The organism is Methanothermococcus okinawensis IH1 (assembly GCF_000179575.2).
In the GTDB taxonomy this organism is placed as follows: Archaea; AGJL01; Methanococci; order Methanococcales; family Methanococcaceae; genus Methanofervidicoccus; species Methanofervidicoccus okinawensis.
In genome coordinates this window covers 916,705-930,412 of record NC_015636.1, presented here as the reverse complement: position 1 = coordinate 930,412, position 13,708 = coordinate 916,705, and the positions used below count along the sequence as shown (strand labels likewise).

The 13,708-nt window shown below is 30.0% G+C and carries 12 protein-coding genes; 3 read left to right on the top strand and 9 right to left on the bottom strand.

The window, feature by feature from the left end; translation table 11 throughout:
* Nucleotides 1-291: 291 nt before the first annotated feature.
* From nrdD to METOK_RS04620, 4 genes are all read right to left on the bottom strand, one after another.
* Complete coding sequence (nrdD, locus tag METOK_RS04635) at nt 292-2,598, bottom strand: anaerobic ribonucleoside-triphosphate reductase (RefSeq protein ID WP_013867063.1); 2,307 nt, start codon at nt 2,596-2,598, stop codon at nt 292-294.
* A 326-nt stretch (nt 2,599-2,924) separates the two neighbouring features.
* Nucleotides 2,925-3,689: a sugar phosphate isomerase/epimerase family protein gene (locus METOK_RS04630; protein ID WP_013867062.1), complete on the bottom strand. Its 765-nt coding sequence runs from the start codon at nt 3,687-3,689 to the stop codon at nt 2,925-2,927.
* Nucleotides 3,689-4,597 (bottom strand): radical SAM protein, encoded by a 909-nt coding sequence (locus METOK_RS04625; protein ID WP_013867061.1) that lies wholly within the window; start codon nt 4,595-4,597, stop codon nt 3,689-3,691. Before METOK_RS04625 ends, METOK_RS04630 begins: the two co-directional genes overlap by 1 nt.
* A gap of 122 nt (nt 4,598-4,719) precedes the next feature.
* Complete coding sequence (locus tag METOK_RS04620; RefSeq protein ID WP_048057883.1) at nt 4,720-5,670, bottom strand: nucleoside recognition domain-containing protein; 951 nt, start codon at nt 5,668-5,670, stop codon at nt 4,720-4,722.
* 230 nt (nt 5,671-5,900) lie between these two features.
* Between METOK_RS04620 and METOK_RS04615 the strand changes: the two genes are divergently transcribed.
* The 3 genes from METOK_RS04615 to METOK_RS04605 all read left to right on the top strand — a co-directional run bounded on the left by METOK_RS04615 (nt 5,901) and on the right by METOK_RS04605 (nt 8,409).
* Complete coding sequence (locus tag METOK_RS04615) at nt 5,901-6,419, top strand: PadR family transcriptional regulator (RefSeq protein WP_013867059.1); 519 nt, start codon at nt 5,901-5,903, stop codon at nt 6,417-6,419.
* A gap of 154 nt (nt 6,420-6,573) precedes the next feature.
* Entirely contained in the window at nt 6,574-7,794 is a 1,221-nt protein-coding gene (locus METOK_RS04610) for a bis-aminopropyl spermidine synthase family protein (protein WP_013867058.1), read from the top strand.
* Between the two features lie 162 nt (nt 7,795-7,956).
* On the top strand, nt 7,957-8,409 hold the full coding sequence (locus METOK_RS04605; protein ID WP_013867057.1) for a universal stress protein: 453 nt from the start codon (nt 7,957-7,959) through the stop codon (nt 8,407-8,409).
* 132 nt (nt 8,410-8,541) lie between these two features.
* Here METOK_RS04605 and frhB read toward each other — a convergent pair whose 3' ends face one another.
* From frhB to METOK_RS04580, 5 genes are all read right to left on the bottom strand, one after another.
* Complete coding sequence (gene frhB, locus METOK_RS04600) at nt 8,542-9,390, bottom strand: coenzyme F420 hydrogenase subunit beta (protein WP_013866356.1); 849 nt, start codon at nt 9,388-9,390, stop codon at nt 8,542-8,544.
* 20 nt (nt 9,391-9,410) lie between these two features.
* A complete protein-coding gene (gene frhG, locus METOK_RS04595) occupies nt 9,411-10,097 on the bottom strand; it encodes a coenzyme F420 hydrogenase subunit gamma (RefSeq protein WP_013867056.1) in 687 nt (228 codons plus the stop codon).
* Nucleotides 10,098-10,159: 62 nt separating this feature from the next.
* Nucleotides 10,160-10,714: a coenzyme F420-reducing hydrogenase, FrhD protein gene (frhD, locus tag METOK_RS04590; RefSeq protein WP_048058047.1), complete on the bottom strand. Its 555-nt coding sequence runs from the start codon at nt 10,712-10,714 to the stop codon at nt 10,160-10,162.
* A 173-nt stretch (nt 10,715-10,887) separates the two neighbouring features.
* The gene (gene frhA, locus METOK_RS04585; RefSeq protein WP_157198879.1) at nt 10,888-12,117 is read right to left on the bottom strand and encodes a coenzyme F420 hydrogenase subunit alpha; all 1,230 of its coding nucleotides are present in this window, start codon (nt 12,115-12,117) and stop codon (nt 10,888-10,890) included.
* A 287-nt stretch (nt 12,118-12,404) separates the two neighbouring features.
* The gene (locus METOK_RS04580; protein ID WP_013867053.1) at nt 12,405-13,673 is read right to left on the bottom strand and encodes an MBL fold metallo-hydrolase; all 1,269 of its coding nucleotides are present in this window, start codon (nt 13,671-13,673) and stop codon (nt 12,405-12,407) included.
* Nucleotides 13,674-13,708 lie beyond the last annotated feature (35 nt).

The window sequence follows — 13,708 nt, the reverse complement described above, 5'->3', positions numbered from 1 at the left end:
CTAAAACATTTGCTATCCTCAGGAGATGGATTTTCTTTGAACCCTTCAATTTCTTCTATTAATTTATCGTATAATCTGTTTATATATTCTTTATCATCTGCAATATACACTATCGACATATATCTGCTTTTTTTAATAATTTCTGAAATTTTATCTCTTACAAGTTTTATATGGGGTGGTTTTTTCATATTTTTTCCTTATATTGATTATATGTTAAAATAAAATAGTTTTAACTTAAATATAAAAAATAAGTATAAAAAATAGATATAATCAAAAAATAAGTATAAAAACTTAAATTCTAGGAATATTGCTCTTCCTATCTATTAACTCCTGCCTTTTTGCATTATTCCAATTTGAAACATTTTGTAAATATCCTGTGATTCTACTGAATTTTTGAATCTCCGAGCTCCCACAACAATCACAACTATCTCTCAATCCAGGCATACCTTTACCGCATTTTTCACAGATACTGAGATTTTTTGTATAAGTCCAGAATCCAATATTAGATTTTTCAGCTATTTTCTTTGTTATATCCATCAAAACCTCGGGGTCTGCATAAGCCTCGGCATTCCAGAAATGCCCTATATGACCACCATTACATAAAGGATGGAATTTTTCTTCAATTCTTATTTTTTCACCTAATGTGGTTGGTGAATTAACTCTAACATGTGATGAATTTGTATAGTATAATGAGCTCGCATCTGTTAAATCACCATTTACCACAGATTTTGTTTCATCCTTGTAGTATTTATAATCCAATCTTGCAAAGCGACCTGCTGTGCTTTCAGCTGGAGTTTGGGTAACTGTCCATCTTAAACCAGTTTCTTTTTTGAGATTATCGGCATAATCTCTAATATGCTGTATAACCTTTTCTCCAAATGCAAGTGCTTCTTTTGATGTGTGGAGCTCCTCTCCCAAATGGTATTTTAACAATTCATTTAAACCGACAAATCCAAAGGTTTTCGTGGTGTTGTCGTATCTATAATATTGCTCATCGCCGAATTTCTGAGTCATAAAAGGCATTATTCTATTACTTAGTATTTTCAAGGTAACATTATGTTTTATATTCAGAGCTTCGGTAAGTATTGCCAATTTTTCATCCATTATTTCAAACAACCTATCGTCATCCCCTCCTGCCTCATAGGCTATCCTTGGAAGGTTAAGTGTATACCACTGCATATTTCCAGTTCTTAGTGTATCATTTTCAGTGTTGCCTGTCCAATCACCACTTAATCGAGTCCTGCATCCCATGGCATTTGTGTTATTTGCCTGCCACTCTGGAAGCATATTTATAAAGTAAGGCAATCCCCATTTACTGCTTAATTTATGAAGTTTTATCATTAATTCTTTATTTTCATCGCTAAATGCTTTTTCTCTTAATTTTACAATAAAGTTTGGGAATAAAAATGGTTTTCCAAATGCATCCCCTTCCATCGTTACATCGACCAATGCCTCCAATATCATCTTAACTTCTTCTTCGTATTCTCCATAAGTTCCTCTTGTTGTTCCCGCAATTACTGCTGGTTTATCTTTTAAGAAATCTGGAACTTCCAATTCTAAGTTTATACTACTAAATACAACTTGTCCTCCCCTGGCAGCGTAAATTTGGTTCATTTCATAAATAAACATTTGCATAAGCTGTTTTATTCTATCGTATGGCAATCCTCTCATATATGGTGCAAGCCAGATATTAAATTCATCTATGGATTGACCACCACTCATTTCGCACTGTGCCGCACTTAAAACCTTAGCAGCATGCTGTATTGCTACCTCGGCATGTTTTGCAGGTTTTGAAACACTCGTATGTCTTCCAGTTCCATCAACCTTTAAACCATACATAAAGAAATTTCTTAAATCATGCTGACAGCAAACGGGTCTTATTGCAGCATATTCTAAATCATGCAAATGAATGTCCCCTTTCATGTGCGCATCGGCTATATGCTTTGGAAATACCTCCAATAATGCATATTGCTTCATTGTTTCGTCTGCTACCCATTTATGAATCGATTCTGGATTATGCATTAAATTTGCATTTTCTCTACTTCCGCTATTTATAAGTTTTTTAATATCGTATATAGGAATGCCCAATCTCGTATGTTTTTGCCTGAATTCCTCCAATCCATGCTCAATTAATTTTGCATTTACGAGCTCCCTTATCATCGGTGCAGTTAAATATTTCAAATTTAATTTTTTTATCTCCTTTTCAATTTCATTGCTTATTTTTTCAGCGGTTTTTATATCCAAACCTGTTTCATCCACAAGTGTATTCATTATTTTGTATTTATCAAATGGTTGAAATTCATTTTTTGAGGTTCTTACCTTTAAGACATTTTTGAACTGATAGTTTTTTGCATATTTTGTTCCTTTTTGATTATCTATTTCTTTAAGGACTTCACACACAATACGCTTTATTCCATCCGTAGAGATTTTATCGTAAATCTTACTACAAACTACACTAACAATTGAATCTATATATTCATAATCTACCTCAGAATTCAAAAGGGATTTAACAAGTTTGTTGATATTAAAATTTTCCCTAGCCCCGTCTTTTTTAACGACTTCTATTTTAAAATTGCCATGTTTTTTACTGCTTATCATTCAACCACCAACTAATATATTTAAAATAAAATAAAAAATAAAAGATAAAATTATAACTATTAAACCTAACATATAATACCTATTAAAACTGACATATAACGATTATGGTTTAATTTTCGCAATTTTTTATTATAAAAGGTGCGAATCTCGTAAAGTAACGATATGTTATTACTACATGTTATTAATGCAATAATTATAACCTTAAATATTATGCTTAGTAGAAAGTTATAGCTAATAGTTTTTATCATTTTTTACTTTATTTAATCCAATATATAATTTAATTTAAATTTGAATAATGGAATATAATATATTTAAAGAGATGGATATTAAACTAATAAATTTTTTAATCGTGTAATGCATAAATCCAAATCATTAATACTCTTATTCTGCATTTCAACAAGTTTTATTCCTTTTATTTTTTTAATATTACCTTTATATTTTTCAAAATCAATTCTTCCTTTTCCGATAGCTAAATGCTCATCAAACTCGCCGTTATTATCGTGAATATGAATATGAGATATTTTTTTAATTAATTCATCATTATCTAAAAATTTACCCATATTTTTGTTTAAAAAAGAATGACCTATATCAAAAGTGATGCCCAAATCTCCTAAATTATTTATAATTTCATCCGTAGGTTCTCTAAACATAAACATACTATATGACGGCATATTTTCAATGGTTATTTTTATAGAATATTCCTTTTGAATATTATTTAAATCCTTTAAAGATTGTATCAATGCATTTAATGACTTTTTATAATCATATTTAAAAACACAATAACCAGGATGCAGAACAACCAAATTTGCATTAACTTTATCAGCAGTTTTTAAAATATCTTCAACAAAATCTAAACTGACTTTCCTTATTTTATCTCTAAAAGATGAAAGATTTAAGTCGGTTAATGGACAGTGTAATGTATAGTTTAAATCATAAGAGTTAGGAATATCCATATTTTCTTTTTCCATAACATTGATATTACCATCACAATTTAATTCAACATACCTAACCTTTTTCTCCAAATATTCCAAAGCATATTTTAAATCCTTGTCGCTATCTAAAAAAATACTGCTCGATATGCCAATTCTCATTATTTCACCAAATTAATCAATTTATTGATAAGAAACCTTCTTGCAAAACAGTAATTACATTTAATTTTAAATAATTTTAATTTTTCTTTATTGATACTATGTATATTTCCCATATAAAGATGACCTTCCAATGTTGGACATGGATAAATATCCCCCAACTCATTAACAAATAACAAATCCCCACTATTTAGATAACAGTATCTATCATTAGGTCTTTTTTGCAGATTTTTTATATATATAGGATAATTTTTTAATTCCATCAATATTCTGTTAAATTCATCTTCATTGGGGAGTAATTGTAAATGTTCTTTTTTCTTTGGTTTTAATAAATCGAAACTTATACTATTAACACCCAATGCCATAAGATATTCAACAAAATCCTTAATATATGGTAAATTTTTATTGGTTATAACTGAGGTTATACCAAATGGAATGTTGTTATTTTTTAATAAATATATCCCTCTTAAAGTATCCAATGTAGATGAGTTCCCATCTTTATAAGGTCTCAATATGTTATCATGTATGTCTATTGTATCGAGACTTATGCCAATAGCCACATTTAATTTTTTAAGTTTTTTAATAATATTTTCATCAGTCAAAGTTCCATTTGTTTGAATTGCAAAAGATATATTTTTACCACTATATGATTTATTGCAGTAATTTACTGTATCCTCAATCAATTTAAAGTTTAATAGTGGTTCTCCCCCTGTAAATTGGATTTTTAGATTATCATCAATTTCTAAAATATAATCGATAGCTTTTTTTGCAGTTTTAAATGCCATATCTTTATTTTTTTTATTTTTATGTATATTATCTTTAATATTGCGATTAATATTATAATTATTTGCATAGCAATAAATGCAGTTTAAATTGCATCTATTTGTTATTTTTAATATCAAATACTTCATACTATCACATAAAATCAGTAAAAATTATAAATAAATATGTAGTAAATATAAATTTAATAATTAAATATAATATAATAATAATTACAGTTTAATAGATATTTAGTAATTATAATATAACATAGTTATAATATCAGCAACCCTATTATTATAATAATATCAAGTAATAATGTAATTGCAGCGTTAATCATTACAATTTTTGTTCCAAGTTTTGTTCCAAATAGGGAAACATGTAAAGGTAAGGAATGCTTAACATACCTTGTTGAAAATGTCAATACATTTCCAATAATAAGACCTATTAATACCTCCTTTGAACTCAGCATATTTTCGTTTAGAAATCCACCTGCCATTACAATAGCAGCCTGAACATTGACTATTTCAGTTAAAGATAATAACCCAACATTTGGATTTAAACCAAGAATATTAGTTATTGGACTGACTAAATTATTTAAATAATCAAAAACTCCAATTTTAGATAAGTAAACAACCAAAAACATGGTAATAAGCATAATAGGAATTAATCGTTTTGAAAATCTTAAAGTGCTTTTTAATGATTTTTCTAAATTTTCCTTTTTATCCATTTTATTAATCTCTGGCACTTCAAAATCAACCTTTTTTGAAATAATGCTCAAATATATAGCACCAATTAAACTTTTTACAAGTGATGCTCCCAATCTAATCAATACAAATAATAATCCAGTCAATCCTAATATTGGAATAACAACAGGTATAAAAAAAGTAAAGGTATGGGACAAAACAGATGGAAATGAATTTGCAAGTGATGTTCCAATTATTTCCTTTTCATTTAATTTTTTATCCCTTAATCCTTCTGCAAGTATAGAATATCCAACCGTTGGGCTAAAAAAACATACTAAAATCGAAGATATCGAAAGGGGATTTACATTTAAATGCTTTGTAATAGGCTCCATGAGCTCCGAAAATCTTTTCATTATACCTGTGTTTATAGTATAATTCATTGCAAACATTGAAATTAACACAATAATGGATATTTTTATGGTATATGTTAGAGCTATTTTAGCGGAGCTCCATATAATATCAATATCAGTAAATATCATGCTCTCACCAATATTTAACATTAAAACCTATAAAAAAAATATTTAAAACATTTAAAATTGCATAATATAAGATATATCAATATGTTATATGATATGTTATATAATATGTTTATAGATATAACGTATAGATATAATAGCTAAATATATAATTAGACATATCATAAAACATATTAGTAAATATATAGTTTTACCAAATATATAATTTTTTATATAATATTTATGGTGATATTATGAAACATCTTGAAAAATTTAGGGGTTCATTAAAGCTTTTAATACTCTATCTTTTGGATAAAGAGGATTTACATGGTTATGCTTTGATGCAAAAATTAAGTGAATTATTTATAAATTATAAACCGAGCTCAGGTGTAATATATCCAACACTTCAAGGTTTAAAAAGAAGTGGATATATTGAATATGTCAAGTTCGAAGCAGATGAAAAAAGCAGAAATGAAAATAAAAATAACGAAAATGAAAATGAAAATAAAAAAAATAATCATTCTAAAAAATTATACCGAATTACAGATAAGGGGAGGGAATATTTAAAAGAAAATGACAAGAAATTAAAAAGAATTTTTGAGCACATCAACAACATAAACGAGTTTTATGATTTAGGTGGAAAATCATTAAAGGAAGCCATGACAATAGTTATTAAGGAAATTCCTAATCTAAGTGAAAAACAGAAAAAAGAACTTAAAACTGTTATGACAGAATCCTCAAAAAAAATTAAAATGATTTTGTTAGGGGATTAGTATGAATTATGCCGTTAAAGTGAAAAAATTTAAAAAATGGATATTTATTGTTAAAGAGATATGAATTAAAAGGATAGTAAAATAAATAATAATGAAAAATTAAACTAAACACTAAAAAATAAAATAAAAATAAAAAATTAAATTAGGTAATATCATGAAAATAATTGGAAAAATAGGAAAAAATGCAAGGGAAACAGAAGAAACAAAAGGAACAGAAAAAGAAACAGAACCATTGGATAAAATTGAATTTAAATCATTTTTAACAAAAGTAGCTAATGATACAAAAATAGCAGAGGGAGAAAAAGCTGTTGAAGATATATTAAGATGCATATATAGAAATCAGCCAATATCCACAAAAAAAATAGCTCAATATACAAAATTACCTTTACCAATAATTGCAAAGGTAAGAACAATTTTAGAGAGAAATAGAATATTAACAAGAGATAAAAGGGGAGCCCTGTATTCAGAAAATGGGTTAAATATTATTGAAAAAAATTTAAAATTCAAATTAAATCATGATTTAAAATGTCCCGTATGTAATGGAAGAGGTATAGTTCTCGATGAATATTTTGAAAACATACTTAAAAAGCATAAAAAATATGCAAAAAAGAGACCTACAGTTAATACATCGATAGACCAATCCTTTGCAACTCCTGAAACTGCCACATATAGAGCAGCGTTTATGGCAGATAGGGGGGATTTAGAAGGAAAAAGAATATTATTTGTTGGGGATGACGATTTAACATCAATACCTACGGCAATAAGTGGTTTATGCGATGAAGTTGTTGTTATGGACATAGACGATAGGCTGTTAAATTTAATAGATGAAATCTCAAAAAAGGAGGATTTAAACATCAAAACAGTTAAACAAGATTTTAGAAATCCTATAAAAAATGAATATATGGGAACCTTTGATACAATTTTTACAGACCCGCCATATACCATAGAAGGATTAAAATTATTCCTATCTCGTGGTGTTGAAGGATTAGGGGAAGGTGGGGAAGGAGCTCTATATCTTGCATACTCCCACAAACCAATAGATGAATATTTGGAACTTCAAAGGATTATAAACAGCATGGGGTTTGTAATATATGAGCTCATACCAGGATTTAATATATATGAAGGTTCTGAGATAATAGGCAATACTACATTTTTAGCCAGATTAATCGGAAAGAACTTAAAAAAATTTGAAGAGGGTGAAATAGACCTCAATAAGTTATACACTGGCGAGGTAAAACCAATAGTCAGACACTACAAATGCTTAAATTGTGGTAAAATTTATGAAATTGACGGTAAAACAGTTAGAATAGAGAATTTAACCTGTGAATGTGGTGGAAAAAAATTCAAAATGATTAAAAGGAGAAAAATAAGATAAAATATATAAAATATACAATAAAAATATAAAATATAACTAAATTATAAAATAACTAAAAATATAAAATATAACTAAATTATAAAAATCGGAAATAATATAACATATAGATAAAAATAAATATATGCTATGTAAATATTTAGTTAAAATAAAAAGGTGTGATATATGGTTTATAGAAAAATCTTAATACCAACAGATAGTTCAGAAGTGTCATTGGAAGCTGCAAGACATGCTCTTGAAATAGCAAAGGCTATGAATTCCCGAGTATATGCCGTATATGTTGTAGATATTGTTCCATTTATTGGACTTCCAACAGAAGGCTTGTGGGAAAGTATGAAGGTAATTTTAGAGGAAGAGGGTAAAGAAGCCCTAAAAAAAATAGAAGATATGGCAAAAGAAAGGGGTGTGGAAATAAAAACTGAAATTCTTGAAGGCACTCCTGCAAAGGAAATCGTAGATTATGCCAAAAGAAAAGATGTGGATTTAATAGTGATGGGGACTACTGGAAAAACTGGTCTTGATAAATTGTTGTTGGGTAGTGTTGCTGAGAAAGTAAGTAAGAGAGCTCACTGTCCAGTGCTTCTTGTAAAAAAGATAGAAAAAAATGAAGAGGAATAGTAATAAAACTTTTTATCCCCATATATTTTTTATAAATATAATTTTAAAAATATAATTAAAAACTAAATAAAAATAAATAAAGTAAAAATAAAAAAATATAAAATAATTAAAAAAATAAAACTAAAATAATAATTAATAAGGAACAGGTAATCCTATCTCTTTTCTATGTTCAATTTCTTTGGAATTATTAGTTTTCTTAGTTAATGCAAGTTTTTCAAGGATTCCTAAACCAAATTTACCTTCATCTATTGGTTTGGTTTCTAAGTATCCTTCATCAACCATCTTGTTGAAGAATTCTTCACCTTTTGATGTTCTTATAAATACCGAGCTCCAACCATCAGGACTGCCTACTGAACCTGTTGAGATATCTGCCAATTCTGCTGTATAGTCTGTGCATACATGGCATGCTTTTTGTTCGTAGGGATGGGTTTCTTTTAACTTTATAGATTTTGCCTCTCCCCATTTTGTATATACCCAGAATTTACCTTTTCCTATATCCAATTTAGCAACATCGTCTATTTTTACACCGCAGTGTTCTTCAATTATGGTTTTCATACCATTATATGGGAAGTTTTCCATACAGAATATACCCATAATCAATGCAATTTTATCTGGCATGTGTCTGAATCCTACTGGATATTTCATGGCTTTTCTTGTAGCTATTACCTGACATGGAGTTCCTACAACTCCAAGTTTTTCACAGCCGTATTCTCTAATAGCACTTTTTAAAACGCTTATATTTGGACATACTGTATATTTTGTTCCTCCTGCTTTTAAAACCTCTTCTGGTGTTGTGGCAACCTTGGGAACTGGCTTACAACCTTCACCTTTATCTGCTACTATTACACCATCTAAAAGGTTATTTTCCAACCCATATATAAATGCGCTAGATACTATCCCACCATCTTGGGATTTTTTTAATATCTTTTTATCCGTAGCTCTTGCGGATATTATTGTCTTATAATTTCCAAAAGCATCCATTTAATCACCCCTAAGGATTTTTATTGTTCTATCTCTTTAACCTGTTCTGGAATTCTTATTCTTGGGCATTGGAATGAACATGCTCCACATTTTATACATACTTCATTTAAAATATTAGGTCTTCCTTCAACCATTTCAATAGCTCTTGTTGGACATGCAGAGGCACAGGAACCACATCCCATGCAGAGGGATTTATTTACTACATTTGTAATTAAATCACATCCACAGGCTTCTGTGCTATTCTGAGCAAACTCTGCAAATGGTTGTAAATACTCCATATCCCCATTTAATGCAGCTAAAACTACATTAACTATTATTTCTGGTGATGGTGGGCATCCAGGAATTGCCAAATCACATTTTACTACTTCGGTCAGCGGAGAGAATGAACCATGAACAGGTTTTGACATCTGTCCTCCTCTGGAAAACCTTGTAACTCCACCAGTTGCTGCACATGCTCCCAATGCTACCAAAATTTTCCCTTTTTTTCTAGCCTCCTGAGCTACCTCCATAGCATGGTGGTCATCTAAACATACAGAACCTTCCAATAAAACAATATCTGCCTCAGGGATTTCCCTTACATCAGCCAATGTTTGACAATATACTAAATCAATAGCTCCTAAAACATCCAAAAGCTTTTCGTAGGTGTCGGATAATGAAATTAAACACCCACAGCAACTACTTAACTGCACATGTGCCACAGTTACCATGATTTCTCCTCCTCTATTTTTTAAGACATTTATTTTTATTATTTTTTATTGTTGTACATATTTTATTTCTTTTCAATATCTCCTCTTATTTCATCCAATATGATATTTACTGCCTTATCCACCGCTTCCTCAACTTCTTTACTTAATTCAAGCACTACATCAGGTTCAGAAACATACTTTGCCTGACATCCTACGACTTTTAATTCAATATCGTAATTATCGCATACCTCCCTCAGAGCTCTGGATAATGGCCAGTCATGAATATCCAATCTACTATGGTCAGGGTCTGGTAAGTAATCCTTTTCAAGTATCTTTATTTCTCCGGGTTTTAAACCGTAATCAATTATATCTACAACGATAATTTTTCTTGTTTTTGAATTTTCATCCATTAATGACAGAACTTGTTGGGGAGCTCCTGCACCAGCATCTACAAGAGATACTTTTTCCTTTTCCTCATCAGTTAATAGTTCATTAAGTCTTTCAATAACATGAACACTAAATCCATCGTCTGCAAATAGGATATTTCCGCATGCCAAAACCATTATCTCCTTAAAGTAGGAAAGGGTTAAATCACATTCTGGTATGTCCTTATTATTATCAATACTATTATTTTCCATGTTTTTAATATCTAAATCCTCCATATAACCAACCATAAAGATAACTTCGATATAATATATTTTATTATATATTTCGTTTATTATGCTTTATTTATTATTTCACTTTTATTTTAATATTGTAATTTGCTCTCAGGTCCCTATGGGTTCCCTTTGAGCTTTTCTTTTTTATTTATTTAAATTCTTCTTACTTCGATTAATTCTTTTGTTTCGTCATCTTTTACGATGACATGTGTTGCACATGAAGCTCATATATCATAGGCACGCATTATAACTTCCGCATATTGATGAGGGTATTTTTCAATCGCCTTTTCAACTATTGGGAAGTTCCATGTTGATGCCGCTATGATATTATAAGATTTAATTTTTCCGTCTTTTCCAACTTCTGCCATATGAGTATTCATTGCCCTTGGTGCTTCATGAACTCCAATTCCATATCCATCTTTATATTCAGGAATTACTCTTGATTTTCCGTTGATATTTAATTCATCAAGTATTTCCAATGCCCTGTATACTGCTCCAAAGTTTTCCTGAGCCCTTGCAATATTTATATCCATGGCACTTCCGCCTTCTCTAAAATCTCCAAATCTAACCATTCTAGCTCTTGGACCCCCCTCGGTTGGAACGCCTGCATAAAATGGTATCTGGTTTGTAGCAGTTTGAGCTATTTCTGAATTTTCATAGTATCTTTGAGCAGGTATCTCTGTAACATCATTCCAATTTATGGCATCCCTATTTCCAAATGTTGTATGGGATGCTATGTATGGATACTCGTGAGCTCCTAAATCAGGTATTCCTATTTCTTCAAGATATCTTTCGATTAATCCTGTGTAGGTTTCATACATTGTGTGGGCATCCTTCTCAAATTGCCTGCATGCATAGTATAATTTTGATTTAGCCCTTTCGGTAATATTCGTTTTCATACCACCTATTACGATATTTGGTGGGTGTATCCCTTCCCCTCCAACAACATCTACTATTAGCTGGCCTGCCTTTCTCATTCTTTGAACTAACTTAATAAATTCAACTCTTAAATCTGACTCATCAGGTTTTAAAAAATCATCTACGGTTAATAGGTGATGTAATACATGAGAATGCATTCTATTTCCTAAACCTACGAGCTCCCTTAATAACTTACCATCATCAGGTATTTCACAGTCAATGGCATTTTCAATTGCCTCACATGATGCTATACCATGTGTTGCCTGACAAATACCGCAAATCCTCATAACTGCAATAGGTGCAAAACTTGCAGGTCTTCCTTTCAACATTGTTTCAAATCCCCTTACTGGGGTTGTATTTGGATAATATGCTTTACTTACAATTCCTTCATCATTTACTTCCAATATCAATTTAGCATGTCCTTCATGTCTTGTGGTCGGGGTAATTCTTACTGTTTCTGCCACATGAGTCACCTCCAAAAATAAAATAGTTATAATATATTCTTTTAATGGCATTATATAAAGAAATATCTTTTTAAATATCCAAATAAGGGGTTTTAGATTTTTAAATCCTAAAAAAAATTGGTTAAGTATTATTTAATTAATAACAATAAGAAAAATAGTGATAACATGTTAAAATAATATATAAAAAAATAACTTTAAAATTTGAATAATTAAAATATAATTTAAAAATAAAATATGATTTAAAAAAAATATAAAAGACATATTTAAAGTTGGAGATATATAATATATTAAAACAACGGCAATACACTACCCACTGTTGGGGCTGTTGAAGGAATTTTAAAGTTCTTCCATATAGTCATAGCAAGGGATAATGCTTGATATCTTTCACCGTGCATTACAAAGACTTTTTTTGGTTTTGGTATCTTTTTTAAATATCTTATCAATGAATTGTAATCTCCATGAGCAGAAAACTCTATTTTAACTACTTCTCCATTTATAGGCAATTTATTTTTAAATGGGGTTATTTCCTTCGCTCCCTCTTCAAGTTGCCGTCCCAATGTGTCCTCTGCTTGATATCCCGTTAATATAATTTTATTTTTTGGGTCTTTTAAAAGTTTTAAATATTGAAGAACAGGACCTCCCTGAACCATTCCTGATGTAGATATGACTATACAGGAATCTTCTTTATCAATTATCTGTCTATTTGCCTTTTTTACATCACCAAAAGGGTTTATTCTATTTTCAAGTCCATTCCTTATCTTTGGATTTAACCACTCTGAATAACTTAGATATACTCCTGTGGCGTGAATCAATGAACCATCCACATAAACAGGCACATTTTTTAATAGCCCACTTCTCATGTAATTGCTTATTATAGCCATAATCTCCTGAGCTCTTCCAACTGCAAATACGGGAATAATTACCTTCCCCCCTTTCTCGATAGTTTTTGAAATCTCATCTACAAGCTGTTTTTCTAAAACCTTCCTTGCAGGCTTTATATCCATTGGAGAACCATAAGTCGATTCTATAATTAATGTATCTATTTCATCAATGTCAGTATCAGCAGGACGAAGTGTTTTAGTTTCTATCTCATTAATATCTCCTGTGTATAACACTTTTTTTCCATCCACATCCAAATATATGGAGGAGCTCCCAAGAATATGACCTGCATCATATAACTTCATAGATATATCCTTTGTTATTTTTTTCTCTTCTCGATAATTTAATGTCTCGATAGATTCCATAGCTTGTTTTATATCTTTTTCACCATAGGTTTTTGAAAGTTTTGATATATCCTTCCAAACGATATACATCAAATCAACAGTAGGCACTGTGCAGTATATCTTTTTAAAATTAAAATAGGGAACTGCTCCACAATGGTCTAAATGGGCATGCGACACCACCACTGCATCCATGTCAGACGGATTTATACTTGGCAATCTGTTATCCGATGGATTCATTCCACAATCAAGCAATATTTTTGATTTTTTTGTATCTATCTCTACACAGGACATTCCTATTTGATGACATCCTCCGTGAAATCTAATTATTGTCATATTATCATCTTAAATATTTTAATTTTTTAATGTTT

What these genes read in the sequence shown, in the direction of transcription:
- nrdD (WP_013867063.1), bottom strand. Translation starts at nt 2,598, where the DNA reads ATGATAAGCAGTAAAAAACATGGCAATTTTAAAATAGAAGTCGTTAAA.
- METOK_RS04630 (WP_013867062.1), bottom strand. Translation starts at nt 3,689, where the DNA reads ATGAGAATTGGCATATCGAGCAGTATTTTTTTAGATAGCGACAAGGAT.
- METOK_RS04625 (WP_013867061.1), bottom strand. Translation starts at nt 4,597, where the DNA reads ATGAAGTATTTGATATTAAAAATAACAAATAGATGCAATTTAAACTGC.
- METOK_RS04620 (WP_048057883.1), bottom strand. Translation starts at nt 5,670, where the DNA reads ATGATATTTACTGATATTGATATTATATGGAGCTCCGCTAAAATAGCT.
- METOK_RS04615 (WP_013867059.1), top strand. Translation starts at nt 5,901, where the DNA reads ATGAAACATCTTGAAAAATTTAGGGGTTCATTAAAGCTTTTAATACTC.
- METOK_RS04610 (WP_013867058.1), top strand. Translation starts at nt 6,574, where the DNA reads ATGAAAATAATTGGAAAAATAGGAAAAAATGCAAGGGAAACAGAAGAA.
- METOK_RS04605 (WP_013867057.1), top strand. Translation starts at nt 7,957, where the DNA reads ATGGTTTATAGAAAAATCTTAATACCAACAGATAGTTCAGAAGTGTCA.
- frhB (WP_013866356.1), bottom strand. Translation starts at nt 9,390, where the DNA reads ATGGATGCTTTTGGAAATTATAAGACAATAATATCCGCAAGAGCTACG.
- frhG (WP_013867056.1), bottom strand. Translation starts at nt 10,097, where the DNA reads ATGGTAACTGTGGCACATGTGCAGTTAAGTAGTTGCTGTGGGTGTTTA.
- frhD (WP_048058047.1), bottom strand. Translation starts at nt 10,714, where the DNA reads ATGGAAAATAATAGTATTGATAATAATAAGGACATACCAGAATGTGAT.
- METOK_RS04580 (WP_013867053.1), bottom strand. Translation starts at nt 13,673, where the DNA reads ATGACAATAATTAGATTTCACGGAGGATGTCATCAAATAGGAATGTCC.